The following is a 25,700-nucleotide window of genomic DNA, read 5'->3' as shown; positions in this document are numbered from 1 at the left end:
AGCGCGATGCGTGAAAGGCTGGAAGCAGTCGGAAAGCGGCAGGAACGAAACGGCGAATAACGGGTCGGGGAAGTATACCCGACGGCTCCCGCAAAACCGTGCTGAATCGGCGACAGCGGCGTCGTGTGGTAATTTGACGAATGGAGGCGCGCGGGGGCGCGCGCCGCTCGACGGAGACACGCCGCGCGCGCAGCTCATGCGCCGCGCCGCAGAAGAGACGCACAACACGAACTATGGCAACAGGCTTCTATTCCCACCCCGACTGTCTGCTGCACGACATGGGGCAGTGGCACCCGGAGTGTCCCGCGCGCCTGCAGGCGATCGAGGATCAACTGATCGCAAGCCGCATCGACGCGCTGATCGAGCGCGAATCGCCGCCGCTCGTCGACGAGGCCGCGCTGCTGCGAGTGCACACGCAGGCGCACGTCGACTACATCCGCGGTCGCTCGCCCGTCGAGGGCGTGGCCGAGATCGATCCCGACACGACGATGAATCCGCACACGTGGCAGGCCGCGTTGCGCGCCGCGGGCGCGGCGGTCGCCGCCACCGACGCGGTGATCGAAGGCCGCTACGACAACGCGTTCTGCAGCGTGCGGCCGCCGGGCCATCACGCGGAGCCGGCGCGTGCGATGGGCTTCTGCTTTTTCAACAACATCGCGATCGCCGCGCGCCACGCGCTCGACGTGCATGGTCTCGCGCGCGTCGCCATCATCGACTTCGACGTGCATCACGGCAACGGCACCGAGGCCGCGTTCTCGGGCGACCCGCGCGTGCTGATGTGCAGCATCTTCCAGCACCCGTTCTATCCGTTCACGGGCGCCGACAACCAGGCGTCCAACATGTGCAACGTGCCGATGCCGGCGCGTTCGAACGGCATGGCCGTGCGCGAAGCGGTCGATATGCTGTGGTTGCCGCGCCTGCACGAATTCAGGCCGGAGATGCTGTTCATCTCGGCCGGCTTCGACGCGCATCGCGAGGACGACCTCGGCAACATGGGCCTCGTCGAAGACGATTACGCGTGGATCACCGACCAGATGCGCGAGATCGCGCGGCGTTATGCGCGTGGGCGCATCGTCAGTTGTCTCGAGGGCGGCTACAACCTGTCGGCGCTCGGACGCAGCGTGGTCGCGCACGTGCGGTCGCTGGCGGAGATCTGAGGTTGCCCGCCTGCACGCGGCGACAGCGGCTCGAAAGCCAGCGAGCGAAAATCGACATTCACGCACCGAGGAGCGAGCCATGAACGCCAGTCCCGCCAGCACCGGCGACGCGTCGCTGGTCACGATCGAACACGACGCATATCGCGTAGCGGGCGTCGTGCGCGTGACGATGAACCGGCCCGATGCGTTCAACGCGCTGTCCGAAGCGTTGCTCGACGGACTGCAGCAGACGCTGACCGGGATCGCGAAGACCGATGCCCGCGTGGTCGTGATCGCCGGCGCTGGCCGCGCGTTCTGCGCGGGGCACGACCTCAAGGAAATGCGCGCGGCGCCATCGCTTGCTTACTACCAGCAGCTGTTCGCGCGCTGCACGAAGCTGATGCTGACGATCCAGCGCATGCCGCAGCCGGTGATCGCGCGCGTGCATGGCATCGCGACCGCCGCCGGCTGCCAGCTGGTCGCAATGTGCGATCTCGCGGTCGCCGCCGATACCGCGCGCTTCGCCGTATCGGGCGTGAACCTCGGATTATTCTGCGCGACACCGTCGGTGCCGCTGTCGCGCAACCTGTCGCGCAAGGCCGCGCTCGAAATGCTGCTGACCGGCGATTTCATCGATGCCGCCGAAGCGCGCAAGCAGGGGCTCGTGAACCGCGTCGCCCCAGCCGATGCGCTCGACGACGAAGTCGCGCGGCTCGCCGCGAGCATCTGCGCGAAGCCGGTCGAAGCTGTCAGCGCGGGCAAGGGCCTGTTCTACCGGCAGCTCGAAATGGGTATCGAAACCGCGTACCAGCTCGCGGGGCAGACGATGGCCTGCAACATGATGGACGACTCGGCGCTCGAAGGCGTGCAGGCTTTCATCGACAAACGCGCGCCGGAGTGGAAGCGGTAGTCGACGGCCAGCAAGCGCCGCGTCTCGTCAACTCGGTCCCACCGCCCGCCTTTCGATCCACTCGACCAACGCCTCGATCACCCGATCGCGATCGAGGTCGTTCATCGTCTCGTGGTAGCTACCCTCGTGCAGCGTGAGCGTCTTGTCCGGCGAGCCCGCGTGCTCGCCGAACGCGCGGCTGCCGTCGGGCTCGGTCAGTTTGTCGTCGGTGCCATGAAACACGAGCAGCGGCATGCGCAGCCTCGCGCGTCCGCGTTCGATGCGCGCCATCGCGAGCAGCAGCTCGGCGCCCGTGCGCGTCGGAATCGCGTCGTGATGCACGAGCGGATCGTTGAGGTTGGCTTTGACCACCGGCTGAAGGCGCGAGAGCAGCGCAGGGTCGATCTTCATCGCCGGGAAGCTTGGGTAGACGCGGCTGATCACCTGGCTTAGCGCGAGCATCCACTTCGGCACGTCGCGGCCCGGCGCGAGCGCGGGGCTCGACAGGATCAGGCCGGCAAGGCGCCGCCCGCTCGCGTCGAGGCGCTCTATCGCATACAGCGCCGCCACCGCGCCACCCATGCTGTGACCCATCAGGAATAACGGCGCACAGCTTTGCGCGGCGGCGTCGAGCAGCGCCTGCGCATCGAGCAGGTAGTCGTCGAAGCGTCTCACATAGGCGCGCTTGCCGGGCGCGTGGCCGTGGCCGCGCAGATCGATCGCGACGAGTTCGATGCCCGCCGCGTTGAGCCGGCCCGCTACGGCGGCGTAACGGCCGGCGTGCTCCGCGAGGCCGTGCAGCAGCGCGACCGTCGCGCGTATGGGCCCGTTCGGCCGCCAGCGATACAGCGGCAACTCGATGCCATCGCCGGTCGTCACCGACCCGCGCTGCGGCGCATCTTTATTGAGACTGCCGGCGCTCGCGCGCACGGTGTGGCTCGGAGAAGTCTGCATGGCGGCGGCCTGTGCTGAAGGAGGGTGGCCCGATCATAGTCGTAGCGGCGCGAAGCGCGTGAGCTTCGTGCATAAGGCGCGGCTCTAATGCCCTCAGGTTATGAAAAGATCGAAATTGATTATTAAAGGGTATGTCGCCGCTGCGGTAGAATGACGACCTCAAATCCCAATAAAAGAAACGGCGGCCGCTTGTCGGGAGCACGATGCTCGCCGGCAGCCTCCGCCGTTTTCGTTTGTCCATGATCGAAATACGCAATGTTTCCCAGCGGTTTGCCGGGCCCCGGGGGTGGGTCGAGGCGCTGCACAACGTCAATCTGACGATTCCGGCGGGCGAGGTGTTCGGCATCATCGGCCGCAGCGGCGCGGGCAAGAGCACGCTCGTGCGCACGATCAACCTGCTGACGCACCCATCCGAGGGCAACATCCTCGTCAACGGCCGCGATCTGACGACGCTGCCCGCCGCGCAACTGCGCGACGCGCGTCGCGAGATCGGCATGATCTTCCAGCACTTCAATCTGTTGTCGTCGCGCACCGTGTACGAGAACGTCGCGCTGCCGCTCGAACTGGCCGGCATGAAGCGCGACGAGATCGAGGCGAACGTGCTGCCGCTGCTCGAGCTCGTCGGTCTGTCGGCGCAGAAGGATCGCTATCCGGCGCAGATCAGCGGCGGGCAGAAGCAGCGCGTGGGCATCGCGCGGGCGCTCGCGAGCAAGCCGAAGGTGCTGCTGTCGGACGAGGCGACCTCCGCGCTCGACCCCGAAACCACCCGCGCGATCCTCGATCTGCTCAAGCGCATCAACCGCGAACTGAACCTGACGATCGTGCTGATCACTCACCAGATGGACGTGATCAAGCAGGTCTGCGATCGCGTCGCGGTGCTCGACGCGGGCCGCGTCGTCGAAGAGGGCAAGGTGATCGAGGTGTTCCTGCAGCCGCACCACGAAGTCACGCGCGCGCTGATCGGCGACGTGATCGCGCAGGAGCTGCCGCCCGCCATGAAGGCGCGCGTCGCGCAGCGGTTGAAGACCGGCAGCGGCCATCTGCTGCGCCTCGCGTTCACCGGTTCGGGCGTCGATCAGCCGATCCTGTCGGAGACGATTCGCCGCTACGAGCTCGACTTCAACATCCTGCACGGCCAGATCGACGAGATCCAGGGGCAGGCGTTCGGCTCGCTTGCGGTGCTCGCGGGCGGCGAGCCGGCCAAGGTCGCGCAGGCGATCACGTTTCTGCGCGAGCAGGGTGTCGTCGTGGAGGAGCTCTCGCATGTTGAGTGAAATGTTCGATATGTTCGTCCAGTCGTTCTGGGAGACGCTCATCATGGTGGGCATCTCCGGAGTGATTGGCGCCGTGGTCGGCGTGCCGCTCGGCGTGCTGCTGTATCTGACCGACCGTCAGGGCGTGCTCGAAAACGTCGCGTTGAATCGCGTGATGGGCGTTATCGTCAACGCGGTGCGCTCGACGCCGTTCATCATCCTGCTGGTCGCCGTCATTCCGTTCACGCGACTTGTCGTCGGTTCGTCGATCGGCACCGCGGCCGCGATCGTGCCGCTGACGATCGCCGCGGCGCCGTTCATCGCGCGCCTGGTCGAAACGGCGCTGCGCGAGGTCGATCGCGGGCTCATCGAGGCGGCCCAGGCGATGGGCGCGACCACCAGCCAGATCGTCCTCAAGGTGCTGTTGCCGGAATCGCTGCCGGGGGTGGTCGCCGGGTTGACGATCACGTTCGTGTCGCTGGTCGGCTATTCGGCGATGGCCGGCGCGATCGGCGGCGGCGGTCTTGGCGACCTCGGCATCCGCTACGGCTATCAGCGCTTCCTGCCGGAAGTGATGCTTGCGGTCGTGCTGATACTGATCGTGTTCGTGCAACTGGTGCAGTCGTTTGGGGATTGGCTCGTGCGTCGTCTGAGCCACAAATAAACAAGGGCGTTCGGAAGCCCGCTAAGAAAGATTCGGAAAAGGTCCATCATGCAACGTCGCTTCATTCTCAAGCTGGCCGCCGCATTCGGCGCGGCTTCGCTGTTCGCCACCACTGCGGCGCATGCCGAAGACACGATCAAGGTTGGTGTCACCGGCGGCCCGCACGCGCAGATCATGGACGTCGTGAAGACGGTCGCCGCGAAGAACGGCCTGAACATCAAGATCGTCGAATTCTCCGACTACGTGCAGCCGAACGCGGCGCTCGCGGGCGGCGATCTGGACGCGAACAGCTACCAGCACGACCCGTACTTGCAGGCGCAGGTGAAGGATCGCGGCTACAAGCTGATCCGTATCGCCGATACGGTCACGTACCCGATGGGTATCTACTCGAAGAAGGTGAAGTCGCTCGCCGAACTGCAGCCGGGCGCGAAGATCGCCGTGCCGAACGACCCGACCAACGGCGGCCGCGCGCTGCTGTTGCTGCAGAAGCAGGGCTTGCTGAAGCTGCGCGCCGAGGCGGGTCTGAAGGCGACGCCGCTCGACATCGTCGACAATCCGAAGAAACTAAAGATCGTCGAGCTTGACGCGGCGCAGATTCCGCGTTCGCTGGGCGATGTCGATGCCGCCGCGATCAACACCAACTTCGCGATGGAAGCGGGCCTCAAGCCAACGCAGGACGCTATCGCGATCGAGGACCGGAAAGGTCCGTACGTGAACGTGATCGCGATTCGCGAAGCGGACAAGAACAAGCCGTGGGTCGCGAAGCTAGTCGCGGCGTACCACTCGCCGGAAGTGAAGCAGTTCGTCGACAGCAAATTCGGCGGCTCGGTGATCACCTCCTGGTGATGCAACGCCCGCGGACCTCGCAGAACACGACGGCAATGCGAAATTAGAGGTCTGAGTCGGAACCCGGGGTTGTCTCCCGGGTTTTTTGGAGATTAAAATAGAACGATCGTTCGATATTGCCGTCACTCCGCTGAGGAGCGATATCCTCCCGCAAAGCGCCCGCGACACGGCTGTCATGAGGGCAGTCGCTATAATGTTCATCGGGTTGACGTATTCGTAACTTTGGAGCGTGTGCATGAAAATTCTGGTGCCAGTGAAAAGAGTGGTCGACTACAACGTGAAGGTCCGCGTGAAATCGGACGGTACGGGCGTCGATATCGCGAACGTGAAAATGTCGATGAATCCGTTCGATGAAATCGCGGTTGAAGAAGCCGTGCGTCTGAAGGAAGCGGGCGTCGCGACCGAAGTGATCGCCGTGTCGGCCGGTGTTGCGCAGGCGCAGGAAACGCTGCGCACCGCGCTCGCCATCGGCGCGGATCGCGCGATCCTGATCGAATCGAACGAAGACCTGCAGCCGCTCGCAGTCGCGAAGCTGCTCAAGGCGCTCGTCGACAAGGAGCAGCCGCAACTGGTGATCCTCGGCAAACAGGCCATCGACGACGACTCCAATCAGACCGGCCAGATGCTCGCCGCGCTCGCGAATCTGCCGCAGGCGACGTTCGCGTCGAAGCTTGTCGTGGCGGACGGCAAGGCGACGGTGTCGCGTGAAGTGGACGGCGGCGCGGAAACGCTGTCGCTGACGCTGCCGGCCGTGGTCACGACCGATCTGCGCCTGAACGAGCCGCGTTACGTAACGCTGCCGAACATCATGAAGGCGAAGAAAAAGCCGCTGGAAACGGTCAAGCCCGAAGACCTCGGCGTCGATGTCACGCCGCGTCTGAAGACGCTGAAAGTCGCCGAACCGCCGAAGCGCTCGGCCGGTGTGAAGGTGCCGGACGTGAAGACGCTGGTCGAGAAGCTGAAGACCGAAGCGAAGGTGCTGTGAGGAGACCCAAGAAATGACGAACCTGGTAATTGCAGAACACGACAATGCGTCGATCAAGGCCGCGACGCTGAACACGATCGCAGCGGCACGGAAGATCGGCGGTGATATTCACGTGCTGGTCGCGGGGCATAACGCGCAGGGCGCGGCCGATGCCGCCGCGAAGATCGCTGGTGTCAGCACGGTGCTGCTCGCCGATGCGCCGCAACTGGCCGCAGGCCTCGCGGAAAACGTCGAAGCGACGGTCCTGACGCTTGTGCAAGATGCGGCGAAGCACTACACGCATATCCTCGCGCCGGCTACCGCCTACGGCAAGAACATCGCGCCGCGTATCGCCGCGAAGCTCGACGTCGCGCAGATCAGCGACATCACCGCAGTGGATAGCGCCGACACGTTCGAGCGTCCGATCTACGCGGGCAACGCAATCGCGATCGTGCAATCGGCTGACCCGATCAAGGTCATCACCGTGCGCTCGACCGGTTTTGATGCCGTCGCGGCCGAAGGCGGCAGCGCAGCGGTCGAGAAGATCGAAGCGGCAGCCGACGCCGGCATCTCGCAGTTCGTGAGCCGCGAAGTGACGAAGCTCGATCGTCCGGAACTGACGAGCGCGAAGATCATCGTGTCGGGTGGCCGTGGTCTGGGCAACGGCGAGAACTACACGAAGGTGCTCGAGCCGCTGGCCGACAAGCTCGGCGCGGCACTGGGCGCATCGCGTGCGGCGGTCGACGCGGGCTTCGTACCGAACGACTATCAGGTCGGCCAGACCGGCAAGATCGTCGCGCCGCAACTGTACGTCGCGGTCGGCATCTCGGGTGCGATCCAGCATCTGGCCGGCATGAAGGACTCGAAGGTCATCGTCGCGATCAACAAGGACGAAGAAGCGCCGATTTTCAGCGTGGCCGATTACGGCCTGGTTGGCGATCTGTTCACCCTCGTGCCGGAACTCGTGAGCGAACTCGGCTAAGCGCCGCGGCGCCTGAAAGAGGCCGCCGAAAGCAAGCGAAGGGCGCAGGACCGACCAAGTCCCGCGCCCTTTTTTCATATCAAGGGAGGAGAACCGAAATGAGCTATACGGCGCCCATCAAGGACATGCTGTTCGTGATGAAAGAACTGGCCGGACTCGAAGACATCGCGAAGCTGCCCGGCTTCGAGGACGCGAACCTCGACACCGCGCGGGCCGTGCTCGACGAGTCGGCGAAACTATGCGGCGAAGTGCTCGCGCCGCTGAACGTCGACGGCGATCGCAATCCGAGCAGTTGGAAGAATGGCGTGGTCACTGCGACGCCGGGTTTCAGGGAAGCCTTCCGCCAGTTTGCCGAAGGCGGTTGGCAGGGCGTGCAACATCCGCTCGCCTACGAAGGCCAGGGCCTGCCGAAGCTGATCGCGACGCCTTGCATCGAAATGCTCAACGCGTCGAACCTCTCTTTTGCGCTGTGTCCGTTGCTGACCGACGGCGCCATCGAAGCGCTGCTAACCGCTGGCAGCGAAGCGCAAAAACAGACGTATGTGCCCAAGCTGATTTCCGGCGAATGGACCGGTACGATGAACCTGACCGAGCCGCAGGCCGGCTCCGATCTCGCGCTCGTACGCACGCGCGCCGAGCCGCAGGCCGACGGTTCATTCAAGCTGTTCGGCACGAAGATTTTCATCACGTGGGGCGAGCACGACATGGCGAAGAACATCGTGCATCTGGTGCTCGCACGCACGCCGAACGCGCCCGATGGCGTGAAAGGCATTTCGCTGTTCCTTGTGCCGAAGTTTCTCGTCAACGAAGACGGCTCGCTCGGTGAGCGCAACGACGTGCATTGCGTGTCGATCGAGCACAAGCTCGGCATCAAGGCGAGCCCGACCGCGGTGCTGCAGTTCGGCGATCACGGCGGCGCGCTCGGTCAGCTGATCGGCGAAGAGAATCGTGGCCTCGAATACATGTTCATCATGATGAACGCCGCCCGTTTCGCGGTCGGCATGCAAGGTGTCGCGATCTCGGATCGCGCATATCAGAAGGCGGTCGCGTATGCGAAAGAGCGCGTGCAGAGCCGTCCCGTGGACGGCTCCGCGAAGCAGTCGGTCGCGATCATCCAGCACCCGGACGTGCGCCGCATGCTGTCGACGATGCGCAGCCTCACCGAGGCGTCGCGCGCGCTCGCCTACGTCGCGGCCTCACACTGCGATATCGCGCATCGTCATCCGGACGATGCGACGCGCGCGAAGCATCAGGCGATCTACGAATACCTCGTGCCGATCGTGAAGGGCTGGAGCACGGAGCTGTCGATCGACGTGACGAGCCTCGGCGTGCAGGTGCATGGCGGCATGGGCTTCATCGAGGAAACCGGCGCTGCCCAGTACTACCGCGACGCGCGCATTCTACCGATTTACGAAGGCACGACCGCGATCCAGGCCAACGACCTGATCGGTCGCAAGACGCTACGCGACGGCGGCAAGGTCGCGAAGGAACTGCTCGCTGGCCTCGCCGAAACGGTTGAAGCGCTTGGCGAGCAGCGGGGTGCGGCGTTCGCGTCGATGCGCACGCAGCTCGCGCAGGGCCAGCGCGCGCTTGGCGCGGTCGTCGATTTCGTCGTCGCCAATGCGAAGGGCGATCCGAATGCGGTGTTCGCGGGCAGCGTGCCGTATCTGAAGCTCGCGGGCATCGTGCTGGGCGGCTGGCAGATGGCGCGTGCGCAGCTTGCCGCGGCGACGAAGCGAGACGAGGACCCAGCGTTTCATGACGCGAAGATCGCGACCGCGCGGTTCTACGCCGAGCACGTGTTGCCACAGGCGGCGGCGCTCGAAGTGGCGATCGTCAGCGCGAAGGGGGGCGAGGGCGTGCTGGCTTTGTCGGAAGACCAGTTCTGAGCATGCCTCGATGCCGGCCGCGATCGCGGCAGCACATTGAAATGCAAACGGCGCCCCGCGAGGCGCCGTTTGTTGGTACGGCTGCAGTTTGTTGCGGCCTGCGCCGCAGCCAGGGCCGCGTCAGCGCACGCACTCAAACTCACGCATACGCCGGCCGATGCTCGCCCGCGGTCTCGCCGAGATAGCGATGCACCGAGAGATCGTCCGCGCGAATCGCGGGCTGCTTGCCCGACATCAAGTCGGCGAGCAGTTGGCCCGAGCCGCACGACATCGTCCAGCCAAGCGTGCCGTGGCCGGTGTTCAGGAACAGGTTCGGAACCGGCGTGCGGCCGACGATCGGCGTGCCGTCCGGCGTCATCGGCCGCAGACCGGTCCAGAACGTCGCCTTCGACGTGTCGCCGCCGCCCGGGAACAGGTCATTCACAGAAAGCTCGAGCGTCTCGCGGCGCGCCTGGCGCAGCGATTTGTCGAAGCCGACGATCTCGGCCATCCCGCCGACGCGAATTCGGTCATCGAAGCGCGTGATCGCGATCTTGTAGGTCTCATCGAGCACGGTCGACACCGGCGCGGCAGCCGCGTCGACGATCGGTGCGGTGATCGAATAGCCCTTCAGCGGATAGACCGGAATCTTCACTATGCCATCGAGGAAGCGCGTCGAATACGAGCCGAGCGCGACCACGAACGAATCCGCGCGCACGAGTTCGCCGGCGCACTGGACGCCGGCGATGCGGCCGCCCGCCATCGCGAGCGCGTCGATCGACGTGTTGTAGCGGAACTTGACGCCCAGTGCCTCGGCGAGCGCCGCGAGGCGCGTCGTGAACATCTGGCAGTCGCCGGTTTCGTCGCCGGGCAGGCGCAGGCCGCCGGTGAGCTTGTGCGACACCGCGGCGAGTGCTGGTTCGGCCTTGGCGAGTTCGTCGGCCGTCAGCAGTTCGTATGCCACGTTGGCTTCCTGCAGCACAGCGATGTCTTTCGCGGCGCCGTCGAACTGCTGTTGCGTGCGAAATACCTGCAGCGTGCCGCCGGTGCGGCCTTCGTACTGGATGCGGGTGTCGGCGCGCAACGCCTGCAGGCAGTCGCGGCTGTATTCGGCCAGCCGCACCATACGGCCCTTGTTCACCGCATAGCGCGGCGCCGTGCAGTTCTGCAGCATCTGCCTCATCCATTGCAGTTGGAACGCGGTGCCGTCGAGGCGAATCGCTAGCGGCGCGTGCTTCTGGAACATCCACTTGACGGCCTTCAGCGGGACGCCCGGGGCGGCCCACGGCGAAGCGTAGCCCGGCGAGATCTGGCCCGCGTTGGCGAAACTGGTTTCGAGCGCCGGGCCGGCCTCGCGATCGATGACGGTCACTTCATGACCGGCGCGCCCGAGGTAATACGCACTCGTCACGCCGACGACGCCACTGCCCAAAACGACGACTCGCATAGATGCTCCAGATATCCAAAAATTGAGTGAGGGCAAGGCGCTCGCCGGAGCTTCGATCTGATTCGATTCGGCGAGCTGCAACGTGAGGTGAAATACCGTTTGCCCAGTGTTAACCGCTATACTATTGGCAGTGAGACAGGTTTTGTTATCGTATTTTCATCATTTTTAGAAAAAACACCATGCGTACCCAGCGCCAGCCCGTGCGGGCTCTCGACAAGCTCGATCACAAGATCCTGCGGCTCCTGCAGCAGGACGGCCGTATGGCGATGAAGGACCTGGCGGAGCAGGTCGGTCTGTCGGTGACGCCGTGCATCGAGCGCGTCAAGCGGATGGAGCGCGACAGCGTGATCACCGGCTACTACGCGCGCGTGAACCCGGCCGAGCTGGGCGCGGCGCTGCTCGTGTTCGTCGAGATCACGCTCGATCACAAGAGTGGCAACATGTTCGACCTGTTCCGGCGCGAGGTGCAGAAGATCCCCGAGGTGCTCGAGTGCCACCTCGTGTCGGGCGATTTCGACTATCTGATCAAGGCGCGCATCGGCGAAATGGCCGATTACCGCAAGTTGCTCGGCGATATCCTGCTGCAGCTGCCGGGCGCGGTGCAGTCGAAGAGCTATGTGGTGATGGAGGAAATCAAGGAGACGCTGACGATCGCGGTGGGCGAGTAGGTGCCGGTTCACTGAGGGGTTCGACGCGCATCAAGCGACCAACGAAGTGCTCGACAAACGGCGTAAATACTGTATATTTATACAGGTGTTTTGCGCCGCTTTCCTTTGGCGCTTCCTGTTTGCGTTCGCTTTGCGTGGCCCGCCGTGGATGACCCCGACACCCCTGACATTCCCGAATTTCCGATCGCGCCGCCGGCGCCTCGCAAGGGGCGCGGCGCCGTCACGAACCTGCAAGGTCGCTACGAAGTCGACCAGCGCGAAACCGTCCACGACGGCTGGCAGACGGCCGACGAAGACGGGGAGCCGAAGGTCCTGCGCACGCAGGTGTTCGAGGAGCGCGCAAAAACAATCCTCACACGCAATGCGTCGCCGGACATTCCGTTCAATGTGTCGCTCAATCCTTACCGGGGCTGCGAACACGGCTGCATCTATTGCTTCGCGCGGCCCACGCACAGCTACCTGGGCTTGTCGCCCGGGCTCGATTTCGAAAGCCGCATCTACGCGAAGATCAACGCGCCCGAACTGCTCGAGCGGGAACTGTCGAAGAAATCCTATGTACCCGAGCCGATCGCGCTCGGCGTCGCCACCGATGCATGGCAGCCGGCCGAACGTGACTTGCGTCTTACGCGTCGTGTGATCGAGGTGCTCAGCGAGCGCAACCACCCGTTCGCGGCGATCACCAAATCATCGCTGATCGAGCGCGACATCGACCTGCTTGCGCCGATGGCCGGGCGCGGGCAATTCATGGCGGCGATCACCATCACCACGCTGGACGCCGACATCGCGCGCACGCTCGAACCGCGCGCTGCGACGCCGTCGCGCCGGCTGCGCACGATCCGTACGCTCAGCGAGGCGGGCATTCCAGTCGGCGTCAGCATCGCGCCGGTGATCCCGTTCGTCACCGAACCGGATATGGAGCGCGTGCTCGAAGCATGCGCCGAAGCGGGCGCCAGCAATGCGAGCTATATCGTGCTGCGGCTGCCGTGGGAGGTCGCGCCGCTGTTCAAGGATTGGCTGGGCGCACATTTCCCGGATCGGGCCGAGCGCGTGATGAGCCGTGTGCGCGACATGCGAGGCGGCAAGGATTACGATTCTTCGTTCTCGACCCGCATGAAGGGTGAGGGCTTATGGGCGGATCTGCTCAGGCAGCGCTTTCACAAGGCCGTGCGCCGGTTAGGGTTGAACGGGCGCGACCGCGGCATTCTCGACATGTCGCATTTCCGCCGGATCGAGCCGCCGCGCGCCGAGCAGGTGAGCGCACCGGCGTGCGACAATCCGCAACTGAGGCTTTTCTAACGCGCAGGAACGTCTGCGGGTCCCGCCACGGGGGCATTACTGCGAAATCGCTTTGGCCGCTTCGACCTGACTTTCGAAGTAGGTCTGGAACGCGAGCGCGAGACCGGTCATCAGCAGAAACGCACCGATCAGCAGCGAAAAGATCACGACGAAAATGACCGTCCAGCCGGAGCGGCTTTTGCGTTGCGTGTGGGTGTTGAATTGCGCATCCCATTTCTGATCAGGACGCAGCCCGTAGACGAGCGCCGCCAGAAACGCGGCAAAAAGCGAAACCGCGCCGATCGGCGCGAGCACCCAGCCCAGGATCGACGCGCGCTCGGTCGCGACCAGCAGCATCACGCCGGGAATGCCGATCAGCGTGCCGAGTAGATGCGCCCAGCCGTAGATGTCCCGGGTGCCGTACAGATAGAAGCGGTGGGCGCCGAGGCTGCCGAACAGGAACGCCAACGCGGCGGTGAGCGTCTTGGATCTGAAGCGCGGGGAAGTCGAGGCAGCGGTGGGCATGAACGCGTGGGCAGAGTGACGGGCGGCCGAAAGGAGCGGCGCGCCGTGGGGGCGCGGACCGACGCGCATTCTACGCCTGCAGCGCGTGGGTGGTCACGTGGAGGTCGATCGCCCAGGCTGAAAGCGGGGCGGCGAGATGCGCCGGACCTGGCTCAAGGTGAGTGCAGCCGTTCAGCCGGACATGCGTGGATCCGCGCGTTACGGCGCTGAATACGTGACGCGATAGATCGCGCCGGCGGTATCGTCGCTGATCAGTAGCGAACCGTCTGGCAGCGGCAACACGTCGGCGGGGCGGCCCCAGACCGATTCGCCGGGTTGCAGCCAGCCTTCGGCAAAGACCTGCTGGCGTGCGTGGCTGCCGTCAGGGTCGGTAATCACGCGCACGACGCGGTAGCCGACCTTCTTGCTGCGGTTCCACGAGCCGTGCTCGGCGATGAAAATATTGTTGCGGTAGTCGGCTGGAAACATCGGGCCGTCGTAGAAGCGCATGCCAAGCGCCGCCACGTGCGCGCCAAGCTTGACCACTGGCGGCGTGAATTCGCTGCACGGATGATCCTTGCCGAACTCGGGGTCGGGCGTGTCGCCGCCGTGACAGTACGGAAAGCCAAAGTTCATGCCGACTAGCGGCGCGCGGTTGAGCTTGTCGCTCGGAATATCGTCGCCGAGCAGGTCGCGACCGTTGTCGGTGAACCAAAGTTCGTGGGTGACCGGATGCCACGCGAAGCCGACCGAATTGCGGATGCCGCGCGCGACGACCTCGTAGTGGCTGCCGTCCGGGTTCATGCGGCCAATCATCGCAAAGCGGTCCGGATCTCTCTGGCAAATGTTGCACGGCGCGCCTTGCGGCACGTACAGCTTGCCATCCGGGCCGAACGCGATGAATTTCCAGCCGTGATGCGTGTCCGTTGGCAGCTTGTCGGTGACAACGACCGGTTTCGGCGGATCGTTCAGGTGCGAGTCGATCGCATCGAAGCGCACGATTTTCGACACGGCCGACACATAGAGTGCGCCGCCGCGCCACGCGACGCCGGCGGGCATCTGCAGCCCGGACGCGATCACGTGGTGACCCGTCACGCGGCCGTTCCGCAGCTCGAGCGCATACACATGGCCATCGTCGCTGCCCACGTAGAGAATGCCCTTGGGCGACAACGTCATCGCGCGCGCGCTCGGCACCTCGTCCGACAACACTTCGATGTGAAAGCCCGGCGGCAGCTTGATTTTCTCGATGGGCAGCGCGGCGATTGCCGTCAACGCCTGCGCGGCGATAACCGCGGCCGCTAACGCACGTAGAATCCGGCTGCACGAGGTGCGCGAAAGTCCAGCAAAGCGTACGAAAAAGGCAAAAAAGGCGACCGGAAACGGGAGTTTCGGCTGGCGTTGCACAGGCGCTCCTTCAGGTAATTCGGGCGTTTGAGCGGGTTCTCGCACCTCTTGTAGAAGGTGGGTGCAGCCCGGTTCCGCAGTTTATCCCGGTAAGTGTTTGTTATGGCGTCGGTTTCCCGCTATAATCGCGTGTTTCAGTCGTTCCGAACCCCGGTTTTCAAGGATTCTAGTATGGTCATCATCCGCTTGGCTCGTGGCGGCTCCAAGAAGCGCCCGTTCTACAATATCGTCGCCACCGACTCGCGCAGCCGTCGTGACGGCCGCTTCATCGAGCGCGTCGGTTTCTACAATCCGGTCGCTACGAAGGGCGAGTCCCTGCGTATCGCTCAGGATCGCCTGACGTACTGGCAAGGTGTTGGCGCGCAACTGTCGCCGACCGTCGAACGTCTCGTGAAGGAAGCGCAAAAGGCGCAGCCGGCTGCTTGATATGGCGGCCCGCAGGCGTATCGTCGTCGGTTCGGCCGGCGGCTCGCGCAACTCGCGTGAGCAGTCCGACGCGCAATTTGTTTTACTGAAGCAGACGCCAAAGCAGGCTGCGAAGTTGTTGTCGAGGTTATTCGATGTCTGAGCGTGATTCCGGCAGTTCTGGTAGCGTCAAGGCAGGTTCGCGCGCAAAGGCGTCTGGTCAGGCGTCGTTCGGTGCATTCGTCCGCAAGCCGGTCGAACGAACCGACGGCAAGGCGAAAGAGGCGCATGCCAATGCCGCGAACGCCAATTTCGAAGCTGCAGAAATGCGCATCGAAACGGCGGCGAGCTGGCCGGCCGATGCGGTCGAAGTCGGCGCAATCGTCGACGCCTATGGTCTCAAAGGCTGGGTCAAGGTAGCCGCGCATGCGGATGCCGGGCAAGGCGGCGACGTCTTGCTGAGCGCGAAGCACTGGTGGCTGCTGAAAGGCCAGGAGCGCAAATCGGCGCCGTCCTTGCAGGCCAAAACACATAGCGACAGCGTGGTCGCCCGTCTGGGTGGCGTCGCTGACCGCGATACGGCGTTGGCTTTGCGCGGTTCTCGCGTATACATCAGCCGTAGCGAATTTCCGGCGCTCGAAGCCGACGAATTCTACTGGGTCGATCTGATCGGCCTGGACGTGGTGAATCTCGCCGGGCTCAACCTCGGCAAAGTCGCCAGCATGATCGACAACGGCGCGCAGTCGGTGCTGCGCATCGAATATCCGGCTACCGACAAAAACGGCAAACCGGTCGCAGGCGAGCGTTTGATCCCGTTCGTCGGCGTCTTTGTCAAAACGGTGGACCAGGCGGCAAAGCATATCGTCGTCGACTGGGAAGCTGACTATTGAAATTTATCGTTGAGCGGGGAGAGCGATGCAGTTCGATGTCGTGACGCTCTTTCCAGAAATGTTCCGCGCGCTGACTGACTGGGGTATCACCAGCCGGGCCGCGAAGCAGCAGCGCTATGGGTTGCGTACATGGAATCCGCGCGATTTCACGACCGACAACTACCGCACGATCGACGATCGCCCATACGGCGGCGGCCCCGGCATGGTTATGCTGGCCCGGCCGCTCGAAGACGCGATCAGTGCCGCGAAAGCGGCGCAGTCGGAGCAGGGCATCGGTGCGTCGCGCGTCGTGATGATGTCGCCGCAAGGCGACGCGCTGAATCACGAGCGCGTGATGAAGTTCACGGCCGAACCCGGTCTGATCCTGTTGTGCGGGCGCTACGAAGCGATCGACCAGCGTCTGCTGGACCGTGTCGTCGACGAAGAAGTAAGCCTTGGCGACTTCGTGCTGTCGGGCGGCGAGTTGCCCGCGATGGCGTTGATGGATGCGGTCGTGCGTCAATTGCCTGGCGTGCTGAACGACTCACAGTCGGCGGTGCAGGATAGCTTCGTCGATGTGCTGCTCGATTGTCCGCACTACACGCGTCCCGAGGAATACCAGGGCGTGCGGGTGCCTGATGTGCTGCTCGGCGGCCATCATGCGGAAATCGAAGCGTGGCGGCGGCGCGAAGCATTGCGCAACACGTTGAACAAGCGGCCCGATCTGATCGTGAAGGCCAGAAAGAACAGGATGCTGAGCCGTGCCGACGAGGCGTGGCTCGCGAGTCTCGCGAAGGAAGAGCCGAAGGCCTGAGGCCCCGGTCTTTCGAGCGGACACAAGGCGGTGCCGCACATGCGTGTGCGGTGCCAGATGTGAACCCATCCTCTATCGGGGCCGTAGCCCAACGCAGTAAGCGCGTGAGGCAGGTACGAACGCCGACAAGATGGATCTAGGAGTCAGTGATGAATCTGATTGCAAAACTCGAGCAGGAAGAAATCGCGCGCGCTCTCGGCGAAAAGACCATTCCGGATTTTGGTCCGGGCGATACGGTCATCGTCAGCGTGAACGTGGTTGAAGGTACGCGCAAGCGTGTGCAGGCTTACGAAGGCGTCGTGATCGCCAAGCGTAACCGTGGTCTGAATTCGTCGTTCATCGTCCGTAAGATTTCGTCGGGCGAAGGCGTCGAGCGTACGTTCCAGACGTATTCGCCGCTGCTGGCTAGCATCGTCGTCAAGCGTCGCGGCGATGTGCGTCGTGCGAAGTTGTACTATCTGCGCGAGCGTTCGGGCAAATCGGCTCGAATCAAGGAAAAGCTGGTCTCGAAAGACCGCGCTGCTTCCCAAGCGTAAATGCTGTAAGAAAAAGCACCCCTCGCGGGTGCTTTTTTGTTGGCCAGGTCAAAATAGCGGCATGTCCCGCTCATCAGAGAGACCCGTTGATCCGCCCCGTCTTTGAGCCCGAAACTCTGCCTGTCATCGCGACAGGCGCCGATCTGCCACCGGTCGCGCGCGAGCGTCTGACGCCCGATGCACTGCGGGCGCGCTTTGATCGGCAGCTTGCCTGGACACCCGAGAAAATTGCCGATGCGCCGTGGCGCAATACCGACCTCGATCCGCGCGTGGCCGCGGTGCTGGTGCCGCTCGTCGTGCGCGCGCGTGGTCTTACCGTGTTGCTCACGCAGCGCGCGGACCATCTGAACGATCACGCCGGTCAGGTGAGTTTTCCCGGCGGTCGCCAGGAACCGTTCGACGCTGATGCGACCGCAACGGCTCTGCGCGAAGCGCACGAAGAGGTGGGCCTCGACGCGTCGCGCGTCGAAGTTCTCGGCGCGTTGCCCGACTATCTGACTGGCACCGGCTTTCGCGTGTCGCCGGTCATCGCTCTTGTGCACCCGCCGTTCTCGCTGGAGATCGATACGCTCGAAGTGGCCGAGGTCTTTGAAGTGCCGCTCGCGTTCCTGATGGACCCGTCCAACCACGAAGAACGCCTGTTCCGCTACGAGGGCGGAGAGCGCCGCTTCTTCGCGATGCCATATCCGCGCGGCGAATTGACGGTGGCTCCGGAGGCCGCCGAGCAGCGCGGCGCGCACCACGCGCAGACGGTCACGTCAGCAGCCGTGCAAGGCGGCCATCATTTCATCTGGGGCGCGACGGCGGCGATGCTGCGCAACCTGTATCGGTTCCTCGCTGCATAAATTACGTGACTCGCATCGCCGCGTCGACGATGCACAGTTGCGCGAACGACGCACTTGTCGGCGCTTTGTCAGCATCCGCGTTCAGACTCATCCGACCCTGTGCTATCGTTATAAAACAATCGTAAAAACTTAAAAAGCACGGCGCATCGCATGACTTTTTTCTCCGTATTGCTGGCTCTGATCATTGAACAGGTACGCGCGCTGTCGCCGAACAATCCGTTGTCCGCGTTGCTTCAATACCATGCGGAGTCGGCGGCGCACGGATTCGATGCTGGCAAGCAACGTCACGGTCTGCTCGCGTGGCTCGTCGTGGTGGTGCCCTGGACGCTCGCGGTCGCGCTCGTCTACTACGTGCTGTATCACATTCACTTCATGCTCGCGTTTCTGTGGAACGTCGTGGTGCTGTACTTCACGCTCGGCTTCCGGCAGTTCAGCCATTACTTCACCGACATCCATCTCGCGTTGAACAACGACGACGTGCCACGCGCGCGCGAAATTCTCAACGAATGGACCGGGCTCGAGACCGTCGACATGCCGGTCAGCGAGATCGTGCGTCACACGCTCATCCACGCGGTGGTCGCGTCGCATCGCCATGTGTTCGGCGTGTTCTTCTGGTTTCTGATTCCGGTCGGTCCCGCTGGCGCGGTGCTGTACCGTTGCGCGGAATATCTCGCGCGCGCATGGGCGCGGCCGGCCGACGACCGCACCGTCGCGTTTTCGAGCTTCGCGCAGCGCGCGTTCTTCGTGATCGACTGGGTGCCGGCGCGGCTGACGTCGCTGGGCTTTGCGATCGTCGGCAATTTCGAGGATGCGATTTACGCGTGGCGCAACCATGCGCGGCAGTGGCCCGATACGAACGACGGCGTGTTGCTCGCCGCGGGCAGCGGGGCGCTCGGCGCGCGCCTGGCCGGGCCACTCGCGGAGCCGTCGAGCCTCGACGCGCTCGCCACCGGCGACGGCGGTCCGATGCAGGTCGGCGACGACTGCACGCCGCGCACGCTGCAATCGGCAGTGGGGCTGGTGTGGCGTGCAGTCGTACTGTGGATGATCCTGCTGTTGATGCTGACCATCGCGGTGTGGCTCGCCTGAAGCGGCCAAGCCACGCGCGCCGCACAAGAAGAAGTCGGGCAATGCCCGGCTTCTTCAATTTCCGACTCCGCTTCACCCCTTCAACGGATCGCGCACAGTCCCGCATTGCCAGCACACGGTGAACTGCGCCTCGAGCACCTCGCCGCACTGCTGACATTGCCATGGAGGCGCGCCCGGAGCCGGTCCTCGCGAGGCCGCTTCGATCAGCCGCCGCGCGATCGCCTCATCGCGTTCATCGACGAGCCACAGCTCCGGCGCGCACTGGTCGGCCGGAATCTCGCCGAGCGCACCGTTCAGATAGCGGTTGTGCAGCTCGCAAGCGATGCCCGCGGTCTCCAGCACGTTGACCCAATGCTGTCCGATGATCAGGTTCGGCGCGCGCATCAGTTTCATGTCAGCGGACAATCTGGCTCGCCTCGTGCACGAGCTGCGCATAAAGCGCATGCCGTTCGCGGCGGATGCGCCCGTCGGCGACGGCTTCGAGGATCGCGCAGCCAGGCTCGTGCAAATGATGGCAGTTATAGAAACGGCAGTTTGGCAGCAGCGGCCGGAACTCGGGGAACGCGCGTTCGAGCCGGCCTTCGGTCAGGTGATGCAGGCCGAATTCCTGAAAGCCCGGCGAGTCGATCAGCGCGCCGGCCGCGCCGTTGACGCCATTCACGCCGGTCGTGCCCTCCGACCGCGGCAGCGGATAAAGACGCGTGAACGTCGTGGTATGGCGCCCGCTGTTCAACGCGGTCGAGATCTCGCGCGTCACGACTTCGGCATCGGGAATCAGCAGGTTCACGAGTGTCGATTTGCCCATGCCGGACTGGCCGAGCAGCAGCGTCGCGTGACCATGCAGATGTTCGGTCAGCGTTGCGCGTGCCGCCTCGGGCTGCATCCGGATCGACGCTTCGAGCACCGGATAGCCGAGCGCGCGATACGGCTCGAGCCGCTTGCGCGCGCCGTCCAGAGCATCGGTGACGTCGATCTTGTTCAGCACGATCAGCGGCTTCAATTCGTTCGCCTCGGCGGCGACGAGCGCGCGGCCGAGCAGATCCTCGCTGAAATGAGGCTCGGTGGCGAGCACGATCAGCAACTGGTCGAGGTTCGCGGCGAACAGCTTCGACTTGTACTGATCCGAGCGATACAGCAGATTGCGCCGCTCGCCGATCTCGACGATCACGCCTTGATCCGCCGAGGTCGGCTCATAGATCACGCGATCGCCGACCGCGACCTCGCTGCGCTTGCCGCGTGGGAAACATTGCAGCAACGCGCCGCCGTCCTCAGGAGCGACCAGATAGTGGCGGCCGTGCGCGGCCACCACGAGGCCGCCCGTGCGCGCGCCGTGCATGCCGGATGCGGTGGCCGACGCGCCGCGCGCCGCCTTCTTCGGAGCGCGGCCGCTCATGCGTGCTGCAGCAGTCGGTCGATCCGCTGCGAGGCCGGCGGATGCGAATAGTAGAACGCGGTGTAGATCGGATCGGGCGTCAGCGTCGACGCGTTGTCCTCATACAGCTTGACGAGCGCGTTGACGAGATCGTGCGCGTCGGTTTGCGTCGCCGCGAACGCGTCGGCTTCGAACTCGTGCTTGCGCGAACTGAGACTGCCGAGCGGCGTGACGAAGAACATGAACACCGGCAGCGCGAGGAAGAACAGCACGAGCGCGAGTCCGCTATTGCCGCCGACGAGCGACGGCCGCACGCCGAGCCCTTCGTAGAACCACACGCATTGCGTCAGCCAGCCGAGCAGCGCGAGCATCGCGAGGCTGATCGCGAACGTGACCAGCATGCGCTTCGTCACGTGACGACGCTTGAAGTGGCCGAGCTCGTGCGCGAGCACCGCTTCGATCTCGCGGCCCGACAGGCGCGCGAGCAGCGTGTCGAAAAACACGATGCGCTTGCTCGCGCCGAAGCCGGTGAAGTACGCGTTGCCGTGCGCCGAACGGCGGCTGCCGTCCATCACGAACAGGCCCTTCGCGGCGAAGCCGCAGCGCTTCATCAGCGCCTCGATGCGGGTCACGAGCGCTTCATCCTTCAGCGGCTCGAACTTGTTGAAGAGCGGCGCGATGAAGGTCGGGAAAATCAGCAGGCCGAACATCTGGAACGCGACCCACACGACCCATGCCCACAGCCACCACAGGTTGCCCGCGCGGTTCATCAGCCACAGCACGACGAACAACAACGGCAGGCCGAACGCGATGCCGAGCAGCGCGCCCTTCAGACGGTCGAAAAAGAACAGGCTTTTGCTCATGCGATTGAAGCCGAAGCGTTGCTCGACGACGAACTGCCGGTAGTAATCGAACGGCAGGTCGATCGCGCTCGTGATCGCGATCACAGCGGCAACCAGCGCGATCTGACCGACGTAGCCGCGGCCGAGCCAGTCGGAGATCGCGAGATCGAGCATCTGCACGCCGCCGAGCAGCGTGAGCCAGATCAGCACGGCCGCGCCGACGACGATCTCGACCATCGCGAGCCGCGTGCGCTCGACCGTGTAGTCGGCCGCGCGCTGATGCGCGGTGAGCGCGATGGTGTTCGCGAACTGGCTCGGCACCTGTTCGCGATGCGCGACGACGAAGCGGATCTGCCGCGACGCGAGCCAGAGTTTGGTGCCGACCATCGCGACGACGGCGATGACGAACAGGGCGGTGAAGTACAGGGTAGGCATCCGGGGATTCCGTGGTATCTATGCGAGAATTATATGTTTCTTCCCGCCTTGCGGCGGAGATACGGTTTAACGCGACGGTTCAACGCAATAGCTCCGGGTAGCAGTTCAGGGCGGCGCTTTGGCGCGGCCGGCCCGGCTCGAACCGCGCGAATCGATTTCAAACGAACACATGCCGCGCCGCGCGGGTTTCCAGCTAAGCCGCGCCGCGCGGCCCTCAGGGTTGCCTTCATGACTGACATCCTCGCATCCACCGAACAGCCGCCGCTCGTGCGCAGCGACATGAATCTCGTCTGGCTGGACATGGAAATGACCGGGCTCGAGCCCGACACCGACCGCATCATCGAGATCGCGGTGGTGGTGACGAATTCGACGCTCGACAGGATGGTCGAAGGTCCGGTGCTCGCGATTCATCAGAGCGATGAATCGCTCGCGAAGATGGACGAGTGGAACCAGAACACGCATGGCCGCTCGGGGCTGATCGATCGCGTGAAGGCGTCGACGGTCAGCGAGGCCGACGCGACCGCACAGATCCGCGAGTTCCTCGGCCAGTACGTGCCGCCCGGCAAGTCGCCGATGTGCGGCAACTCGATCTGCCAGGACCGCCGCTTCATGGCGCGCTGGATGCCGGATCTGGAGAGCTTCTTCCACTACCGCAACCTCGACGTGAGCACGCTGAAGGAGTTGTGCCGGCGCTGGCAGCCGGTCATCTACAAGGGCTTCCAGAAGCGCGCGATGCACACGGCGCTGGCCGATATCCACGAGTCGATCGACGAGCTGAAGTACTACCGCGAGCATTTCCTCGTGCCGTCGGCGCCGGACGCCGCCGCGAGCGCTCAGTAAAGCGCGGGCCTGCACGGGCAGGCCACGAACCTCGAACCTCAGTCTTGCCGCGGCGCGCGTTGCGCGCTTTTCGGCCGGAACGCCTTGACCACGTCGACGTTCGTTTCTACGTAAGGGCCGCCGATCAGGTCGATGCAGTACGGCACCGCCGCGAAAATCCCTGGCACCTTGACCATGCCGTCATCGCGCAGGCCTTCCAGCGTTTCCCGGATCGATTTCGGCTGGCCGGGCAGGTTGATGATCAGCGCGGCGTGTCGTTCGGTTTCGCGGATCACCGCGACCTGGCGCGACAGGATCGCGGTCGGCACGAAATTCAGGCTGATCTGCCGCATCTGCTCGCCGAAGCCGGGCATCTCCCTGGTCGCGACAGCGAGTGTCGCCTCGGGCGTCACGTCGCGGCGCGACGGTCCGGTGCCCCCGGTCGTCAGCACCAGATCGCAGCCCACTTCGTCGACCAGCTCGATCAGCGTCGCCGAGATGGTCGGCGCGTCGTCGGCGATCAGCCGCGTCACCACCTGCCATGGCGAGCTCAAGGCCGCGCCGAGCCACTCCTGCAGCGCCGGAATGCCCTTGTCCTCGTACACGCCCGTCGACGCGCGGTCGCTGATCGACACGAGGCCGATCACAATTTCGTCGGGGTGCTGACGTTGCTTACGTCGATCAGGCGTCGCGGTCGTCATCGTCGTCTTCCGCGGCGAGGTTGGGGGCGTGCGCGTCGTCCGCTTCGTCGTCTGTGCCTGCTGCGCTCTTGACCCACTGGAACAACTCGCGGAAGTAGCGCGGCGGCTTGCTCTGCTCCGCTTCCTTGCGCGCGTTGCGGATCAGCGTGCGGCCCTGCTGCGGATCGGCGCTCGGGTGCTGGCGGATGAATTCGGTCAGCGCGGCGTCGTCGGCAAGCAGCTTTTCGCGGGTGCGCTCGATCCAGTGGAGCTTCGCCGTCTCCGACTTGTTGATGCCCTTGTAGGTGTCGAGCGCGGTGCGCAGCGCGGCGGTTTCGGTGTCGAGCAGCGAGCGCATCACGCGGCCGACGTACTGGATCTGGCGGCGCTTGCCTTCGTGGTCGGTGATGCGGCGCGCTTCGCGCACGGCTTCGTCGAGCTTTTCGGGCATCGGCATGCGCTTGAGCGCGTCTTTCGGCAGCGCGACGAGTTCCAAGCCCAGATCCTGCAGCGCTTGCATTTCGCGCTTGACCTGAGACTTGCTCGGACGATCGTAGCCGTTTTCGTCGACTTCCGTGACGACGGATTCGATCGGTTGAATGCGGGTTTTGCGTGTCATGCCGGTATTGTAACTTGCCGCGCCGGCCCGACCCGCGGCGGCGCGTACCTTGCTATGATCGCGGGATGCATTTATCCCGCACCCGCGCGCCTGCCCCGAATACGGTGTGCATACCCAGGGCCGCGCGGCCCCAACAGGACGGCAACCACAATGGCAGCAGACATGGACGTCAAGCAGCGCTTTTTTCCGCATACCCAGGATGAGCTGAAGGAAATCGCCTCGGACATCCTCCGTCACGCGACGGCGCTCGGCGGTACCGACGCCGCGACCGAAATCTCCGAAGGCGACGGCCTGTCCGTCTCGGTACGGCGCGGCGAAGTCGAGACGATCGAGCACAACCGCGACAAGATGGTCGGCGTGACGGTGTTCATCGGCAACAAGCGCGGCAACGCGAGCACCTCGGACTTCTCGCCGCAGGCATTGAAGGACACGGTCGCGGCCGCCTACAACATCGCGCGCTTCACCGCCGAAGACGATTGCGCGGGCCTCGCCGAAGCCGAGCTGCTCGAAACCGCGCCGCGCGACCTCGATCTGTACCACCCGTGGAATCTGTCCGCCGACGAAGCGGTCGAAATCGCGCGCCGTGCCGAAGACGCCGCGTTCGCGACCGATCCGCAGATCAAGAACTCGGAAGGCGCGAGCGTGTCGGCACAGCACTCGCAGTTCGTGCTGGCGACCTCGCGCGGCTTCCTCGCCGGCTATCCGTATTCGCGCCACTACGTCGCGTGCGCGCCGATCGCCGGCAGCGGCCGCAACATGCAGCGCGACGACTGGTACACGTCGACGCGCAGCGCCGACGAACTCGCCGATCCCGAAGCGGTCGGTCGTTACGCGGCGCAGCGCGCGCTCGCGCGCATCGGCGCGCGGGGCCTCGACACGCGCAAGGTGCCGGTGCTGTTCGAGGCGCCGCTCGCGGCGGGCCTGCTCGGCGCGTTCGTGCAGGCGACGAGCGGCGGCGCGCTGTATCGCAAGACTTCGTTTCTGGTCGACAGCCTCGGCAAGCCGGTGTTCGCGCCGCACGTGCAGGTGGTCGAAGACCCGCACGTCGCGCGCGCGATGGGCAGCGCGCCGTTCGACGAGGAAGGCGTGCGCACGCGCCAGCGCTCGGTCGTGAAGGACGGCGTCGTCGAGGGCTACTTCCTGTCCACCTACTCGGCGCGCAAGCTCGGCATGAAGACCACCGGCAACGCGGGCGGCTCGCACAACCTGTCGCTGCTCAGTTCGAACACGCGCCCCGAGGACGACTTCGAGGCGATGCTGAAGAAGCTCGGCACGGGTTTGCTGCTGACCGAGCTGATGGGGCAGGGCGTCAATTACGTGACCGGCGACTACTCGCGCGGCGCGTCGGGTTTCTGGGTCGAGAACGGCAAGATCCAGTATCCGGTCGAGGAAATCACGGTCGCGAGCACGCTGCAGGAGATGTTCCGCCATATCGTCGCGATCGGCGCGGATACGATCACGCGCGGCACCAAGCAGACCGGCTCGGTGCTGATCGAGCGGATGACGATCGCGGGGCAGTAA

27 protein-coding genes are annotated in these 25,700 nt (G+C 64.5%); 18 read left to right on the top strand and 9 right to left on the bottom strand.

Annotated elements, in window-relative coordinates:
- Window positions 1-233: 233 nt before the first annotated feature.
- Complete coding sequence (locus tag OKW41_RS35775) at window positions 234-1,157, top strand: histone deacetylase family protein (RefSeq protein WP_090801305.1); 924 nt, start codon at window positions 234-236, stop codon at window positions 1,155-1,157.
- A gap of 79 nt (window positions 1,158-1,236) precedes the next feature.
- On the top strand, window positions 1,237-2,046 hold the full coding sequence (locus OKW41_RS35770; RefSeq protein WP_429575506.1) for an enoyl-CoA hydratase: 810 nt from the start codon (window positions 1,237-1,239) through the stop codon (window positions 2,044-2,046).
- 27 nt (window positions 2,047-2,073) lie between these two features.
- Here the strand turns inward: OKW41_RS35770 and OKW41_RS35765 are convergent, their stop codons facing one another.
- A complete protein-coding gene (locus OKW41_RS35765) occupies window positions 2,074-2,979 on the bottom strand; it encodes a lysophospholipase (protein WP_429575505.1) in 906 nt (301 codons plus the stop codon).
- Between the two features lie 239 nt (window positions 2,980-3,218).
- On the opposite strand from OKW41_RS35765, the gene OKW41_RS35760 reads away from it, so the two are divergent.
- From OKW41_RS35760 to OKW41_RS35735, 6 genes are all read left to right on the top strand, one after another.
- Entirely contained in the window at window positions 3,219-4,253 is a 1,035-nt protein-coding gene (locus tag OKW41_RS35760; protein ID WP_429575504.1) for a methionine ABC transporter ATP-binding protein, read from the top strand.
- The gene (locus OKW41_RS35755) at window positions 4,243-4,896 is read left to right on the top strand and encodes a methionine ABC transporter permease (RefSeq protein WP_429575503.1); all 654 of its coding nucleotides are present in this window, start codon (window positions 4,243-4,245) and stop codon (window positions 4,894-4,896) included. The genes OKW41_RS35760 and OKW41_RS35755 overlap by 11 nt, the downstream gene beginning before the upstream one ends.
- A gap of 48 nt (window positions 4,897-4,944) precedes the next feature.
- A complete protein-coding gene (locus tag OKW41_RS35750; protein WP_429451140.1) occupies window positions 4,945-5,742 on the top strand; it encodes a MetQ/NlpA family ABC transporter substrate-binding protein in 798 nt (265 codons plus the stop codon).
- 235 nt (window positions 5,743-5,977) lie between these two features.
- Window positions 5,978-6,727, top strand: coding sequence for an electron transfer flavoprotein subunit beta/FixA family protein (locus tag OKW41_RS35745; RefSeq protein ID WP_429575502.1), 750 nt, complete (start codon window positions 5,978-5,980; stop codon window positions 6,725-6,727).
- Window positions 6,728-6,740: 13 nt separating this feature from the next.
- Window positions 6,741-7,688, top strand: coding sequence for an electron transfer flavoprotein subunit alpha/FixB family protein (locus tag OKW41_RS35740; RefSeq protein WP_429573935.1), 948 nt, complete (start codon window positions 6,741-6,743; stop codon window positions 7,686-7,688).
- Between the two features lie 98 nt (window positions 7,689-7,786).
- On the top strand, window positions 7,787-9,577 hold the full coding sequence (locus tag OKW41_RS35735) for an acyl-CoA dehydrogenase (protein WP_429575501.1): 1,791 nt from the start codon (window positions 7,787-7,789) through the stop codon (window positions 9,575-9,577).
- A 139-nt stretch (window positions 9,578-9,716) separates the two neighbouring features.
- Here the strand turns inward: OKW41_RS35735 and OKW41_RS35730 are convergent, their stop codons facing one another.
- The gene (locus OKW41_RS35730; protein WP_429575500.1) at window positions 9,717-11,003 is read right to left on the bottom strand and encodes a D-amino acid dehydrogenase; all 1,287 of its coding nucleotides are present in this window, start codon (window positions 11,001-11,003) and stop codon (window positions 9,717-9,719) included.
- A gap of 179 nt (window positions 11,004-11,182) precedes the next feature.
- Here OKW41_RS35730 and OKW41_RS35725 point away from each other — a divergent pair, with 179 nt between their 5' ends.
- Window positions 11,183-11,671 carry an Lrp/AsnC ligand binding domain-containing protein gene (locus OKW41_RS35725; protein ID WP_429451132.1) on the top strand — a complete coding sequence of 163 codons (489 nt, stop codon included), beginning with the start codon at window positions 11,183-11,185 and terminating at the stop codon, window positions 11,669-11,671.
- A gap of 144 nt (window positions 11,672-11,815) precedes the next feature.
- Window positions 11,816-12,967: a PA0069 family radical SAM protein gene (locus tag OKW41_RS35720; protein ID WP_429575499.1), complete on the top strand. Its 1,152-nt coding sequence runs from the start codon at window positions 11,816-11,818 to the stop codon at window positions 12,965-12,967.
- A gap of 36 nt (window positions 12,968-13,003) precedes the next feature.
- Here the strand turns inward: OKW41_RS35720 and OKW41_RS35715 are convergent, their stop codons facing one another.
- Both OKW41_RS35715 and OKW41_RS35710 read right to left on the bottom strand, forming a co-directional pair.
- The gene (locus OKW41_RS35715; protein ID WP_090801282.1) at window positions 13,004-13,471 is read right to left on the bottom strand and encodes an NINE protein; all 468 of its coding nucleotides are present in this window, start codon (window positions 13,469-13,471) and stop codon (window positions 13,004-13,006) included.
- Window positions 13,472-13,669: 198 nt separating this feature from the next.
- Complete coding sequence (locus OKW41_RS35710) at window positions 13,670-14,764, bottom strand: PQQ-dependent sugar dehydrogenase (RefSeq protein WP_429454505.1); 1,095 nt, start codon at window positions 14,762-14,764, stop codon at window positions 13,670-13,672.
- A gap of 261 nt (window positions 14,765-15,025) precedes the next feature.
- Here OKW41_RS35710 and rpsP point away from each other — a divergent pair, with 261 nt between their 5' ends.
- The 6 genes from rpsP (at window position 15,026) to OKW41_RS35680 (ending at window position 19,412) form a co-directional block, all read left to right on the top strand.
- Window positions 15,026-15,280 (top strand): 30S ribosomal protein S16, encoded by a 255-nt coding sequence (rpsP, locus tag OKW41_RS35705; protein ID WP_013090118.1) that lies wholly within the window; start codon window positions 15,026-15,028, stop codon window positions 15,278-15,280.
- 134 nt (window positions 15,281-15,414) lie between these two features.
- On the top strand, window positions 15,415-16,149 hold the full coding sequence (rimM, locus tag OKW41_RS35700; RefSeq protein ID WP_429451126.1) for a ribosome maturation factor RimM: 735 nt from the start codon (window positions 15,415-15,417) through the stop codon (window positions 16,147-16,149).
- A 25-nt stretch (window positions 16,150-16,174) separates the two neighbouring features.
- On the top strand, window positions 16,175-16,942 hold the full coding sequence (trmD, locus tag OKW41_RS35695) for a tRNA (guanosine(37)-N1)-methyltransferase TrmD (RefSeq protein ID WP_429575498.1): 768 nt from the start codon (window positions 16,175-16,177) through the stop codon (window positions 16,940-16,942).
- Between the two features lie 149 nt (window positions 16,943-17,091).
- Window positions 17,092-17,478 carry a 50S ribosomal protein L19 gene (gene rplS / locus OKW41_RS35690; RefSeq protein WP_429451122.1) on the top strand — a complete coding sequence of 129 codons (387 nt, stop codon included), beginning with the start codon at window positions 17,092-17,094 and terminating at the stop codon, window positions 17,476-17,478.
- A gap of 86 nt (window positions 17,479-17,564) precedes the next feature.
- On the top strand, window positions 17,565-18,323 hold the full coding sequence (locus OKW41_RS35685; RefSeq protein ID WP_429575497.1) for an NUDIX hydrolase: 759 nt from the start codon (window positions 17,565-17,567) through the stop codon (window positions 18,321-18,323).
- A gap of 150 nt (window positions 18,324-18,473) precedes the next feature.
- Window positions 18,474-19,412 (top strand): CobD/CbiB family protein, encoded by a 939-nt coding sequence (locus OKW41_RS35680; RefSeq protein ID WP_090801273.1) that lies wholly within the window; start codon window positions 18,474-18,476, stop codon window positions 19,410-19,412.
- Between the two features lie 72 nt (window positions 19,413-19,484).
- On the opposite strand, the gene OKW41_RS35675 is transcribed toward OKW41_RS35680, so the two are convergent.
- Genes OKW41_RS35675 through OKW41_RS35665 form a run of 3 tightly spaced genes read right to left on the bottom strand, consistent with a single transcriptional unit; the run spans window position 19,485 to window position 22,061 of the window.
- Window positions 19,485-19,805 carry a DUF2007 domain-containing protein gene (locus OKW41_RS35675; RefSeq protein WP_184006321.1) on the bottom strand — a complete coding sequence of 107 codons (321 nt, stop codon included), beginning with the start codon at window positions 19,803-19,805 and terminating at the stop codon, window positions 19,485-19,487.
- A gap of 1 nt (window position 19,806) precedes the next feature.
- Entirely contained in the window at window positions 19,807-20,805 is a 999-nt protein-coding gene (rsgA, locus tag OKW41_RS35670) for a ribosome small subunit-dependent GTPase A (RefSeq protein ID WP_429575496.1), read from the bottom strand.
- A complete protein-coding gene (locus OKW41_RS35665) occupies window positions 20,802-22,061 on the bottom strand; it encodes a M48 family metallopeptidase (protein ID WP_429451116.1) in 1,260 nt (419 codons plus the stop codon). Before OKW41_RS35665 ends, rsgA begins: the two co-directional genes overlap by 4 nt.
- Window positions 22,062-22,289: 228 nt before the next feature.
- Between OKW41_RS35665 and orn the strand changes: the two genes are divergently transcribed.
- A complete protein-coding gene (orn, locus tag OKW41_RS35660) occupies window positions 22,290-22,901 on the top strand; it encodes an oligoribonuclease (protein ID WP_184073818.1) in 612 nt (203 codons plus the stop codon).
- 38 nt (window positions 22,902-22,939) lie between these two features.
- Here orn and mog read toward each other — a convergent pair whose 3' ends face one another.
- Window positions 22,940-23,581: a molybdopterin adenylyltransferase gene (gene mog / locus OKW41_RS35655; protein WP_090801264.1), complete on the bottom strand. Its 642-nt coding sequence runs from the start codon at window positions 23,579-23,581 to the stop codon at window positions 22,940-22,942.
- Window positions 23,562-24,179, bottom strand: a complete 618-nt coding sequence (yjgA, locus tag OKW41_RS35650; protein WP_429451111.1) for a ribosome biogenesis factor YjgA — start codon at window positions 24,177-24,179, stop codon at window positions 23,562-23,564. The genes mog and yjgA overlap by 20 nt, the downstream gene beginning before the upstream one ends.
- Before the next feature lie 150 nt (window positions 24,180-24,329).
- Between yjgA and pmbA the strand changes: the two genes are divergently transcribed.
- A complete protein-coding gene (pmbA, locus tag OKW41_RS35645; protein WP_429451109.1) occupies window positions 24,330-25,700 on the top strand; it encodes a metalloprotease PmbA in 1,371 nt (456 codons plus the stop codon).

The sequence above is a fragment of the Paraburkholderia sp. UCT70 genome (assembly GCF_050434085.1).
In the GTDB taxonomy this organism is placed as follows: domain Bacteria; phylum Pseudomonadota; class Gammaproteobacteria; order Burkholderiales; family Burkholderiaceae; genus Paraburkholderia; species Paraburkholderia tuberum.
Note: the sequence above shows the minus strand (reverse complement) of the source record. Positions and strands in the feature narration are given on the sequence as shown.

Bases quoted from the DNA above. Each gene is read 5' to 3' on its own strand.
- OKW41_RS35765 (WP_429575505.1), bottom strand. From the start codon at position 2,979: ATGCAGACTTCTCCGAGCCACACCGTGCGCGCGAGCGCCGGCAGTCTC.
- yjgA (WP_429451111.1), bottom strand. From the start codon at position 24,179: ATGACACGCAAAACCCGCATTCAACCGATCGAATCCGTCGTCACGGAA.
- OKW41_RS35665 (WP_429451116.1), bottom strand. From the start codon at position 22,061: ATGCCTACCCTGTACTTCACCGCCCTGTTCGTCATCGCCGTCGTCGCG.
- rplS (WP_429451122.1), top strand. From the start codon at position 17,092: ATGAATCTGATTGCAAAACTCGAGCAGGAAGAAATCGCGCGCGCTCTC.
- pmbA (WP_429451109.1), top strand. From the start codon at position 24,330: ATGGCAGCAGACATGGACGTCAAGCAGCGCTTTTTTCCGCATACCCAG.
- OKW41_RS35725 (WP_429451132.1), top strand. From the start codon at position 11,183: ATGCGTACCCAGCGCCAGCCCGTGCGGGCTCTCGACAAGCTCGATCAC.
- OKW41_RS35735 (WP_429575501.1), top strand. From the start codon at position 7,787: ATGAGCTATACGGCGCCCATCAAGGACATGCTGTTCGTGATGAAAGAA.
- OKW41_RS35730 (WP_429575500.1), bottom strand. From the start codon at position 11,003: ATGCGAGTCGTCGTTTTGGGCAGTGGCGTCGTCGGCGTGACGAGTGCG.
- OKW41_RS35740 (WP_429573935.1), top strand. From the start codon at position 6,741: ATGACGAACCTGGTAATTGCAGAACACGACAATGCGTCGATCAAGGCC.
- OKW41_RS35750 (WP_429451140.1), top strand. From the start codon at position 4,945: ATGCAACGTCGCTTCATTCTCAAGCTGGCCGCCGCATTCGGCGCGGCT.
- rsgA (WP_429575496.1), bottom strand. From the start codon at position 20,805: ATGAGCGGCCGCGCTCCGAAGAAGGCGGCGCGCGGCGCGTCGGCCACC.
- OKW41_RS35680 (WP_090801273.1), top strand. From the start codon at position 18,474: ATGACTTTTTTCTCCGTATTGCTGGCTCTGATCATTGAACAGGTACGC.
- OKW41_RS35755 (WP_429575503.1), top strand. From the start codon at position 4,243: ATGTTGAGTGAAATGTTCGATATGTTCGTCCAGTCGTTCTGGGAGACG.
- OKW41_RS35745 (WP_429575502.1), top strand. From the start codon at position 5,978: ATGAAAATTCTGGTGCCAGTGAAAAGAGTGGTCGACTACAACGTGAAG.
- trmD (WP_429575498.1), top strand. From the start codon at position 16,175: ATGCAGTTCGATGTCGTGACGCTCTTTCCAGAAATGTTCCGCGCGCTG.
- mog (WP_090801264.1), bottom strand. From the start codon at position 23,581: ATGACGACCGCGACGCCTGATCGACGTAAGCAACGTCAGCACCCCGAC.
- rpsP (WP_013090118.1), top strand. From the start codon at position 15,026: ATGGTCATCATCCGCTTGGCTCGTGGCGGCTCCAAGAAGCGCCCGTTC.
- OKW41_RS35770 (WP_429575506.1), top strand. From the start codon at position 1,237: ATGAACGCCAGTCCCGCCAGCACCGGCGACGCGTCGCTGGTCACGATC.
- OKW41_RS35675 (WP_184006321.1), bottom strand. From the start codon at position 19,805: ATGAAACTGATGCGCGCGCCGAACCTGATCATCGGACAGCATTGGGTC.
- OKW41_RS35760 (WP_429575504.1), top strand. From the start codon at position 3,219: ATGATCGAAATACGCAATGTTTCCCAGCGGTTTGCCGGGCCCCGGGGG.
- OKW41_RS35715 (WP_090801282.1), bottom strand. From the start codon at position 13,471: ATGCCCACCGCTGCCTCGACTTCCCCGCGCTTCAGATCCAAGACGCTC.
- OKW41_RS35775 (WP_090801305.1), top strand. From the start codon at position 234: ATGGCAACAGGCTTCTATTCCCACCCCGACTGTCTGCTGCACGACATG.
- rimM (WP_429451126.1), top strand. From the start codon at position 15,415: ATGTCTGAGCGTGATTCCGGCAGTTCTGGTAGCGTCAAGGCAGGTTCG.
- orn (WP_184073818.1), top strand. From the start codon at position 22,290: ATGACTGACATCCTCGCATCCACCGAACAGCCGCCGCTCGTGCGCAGC.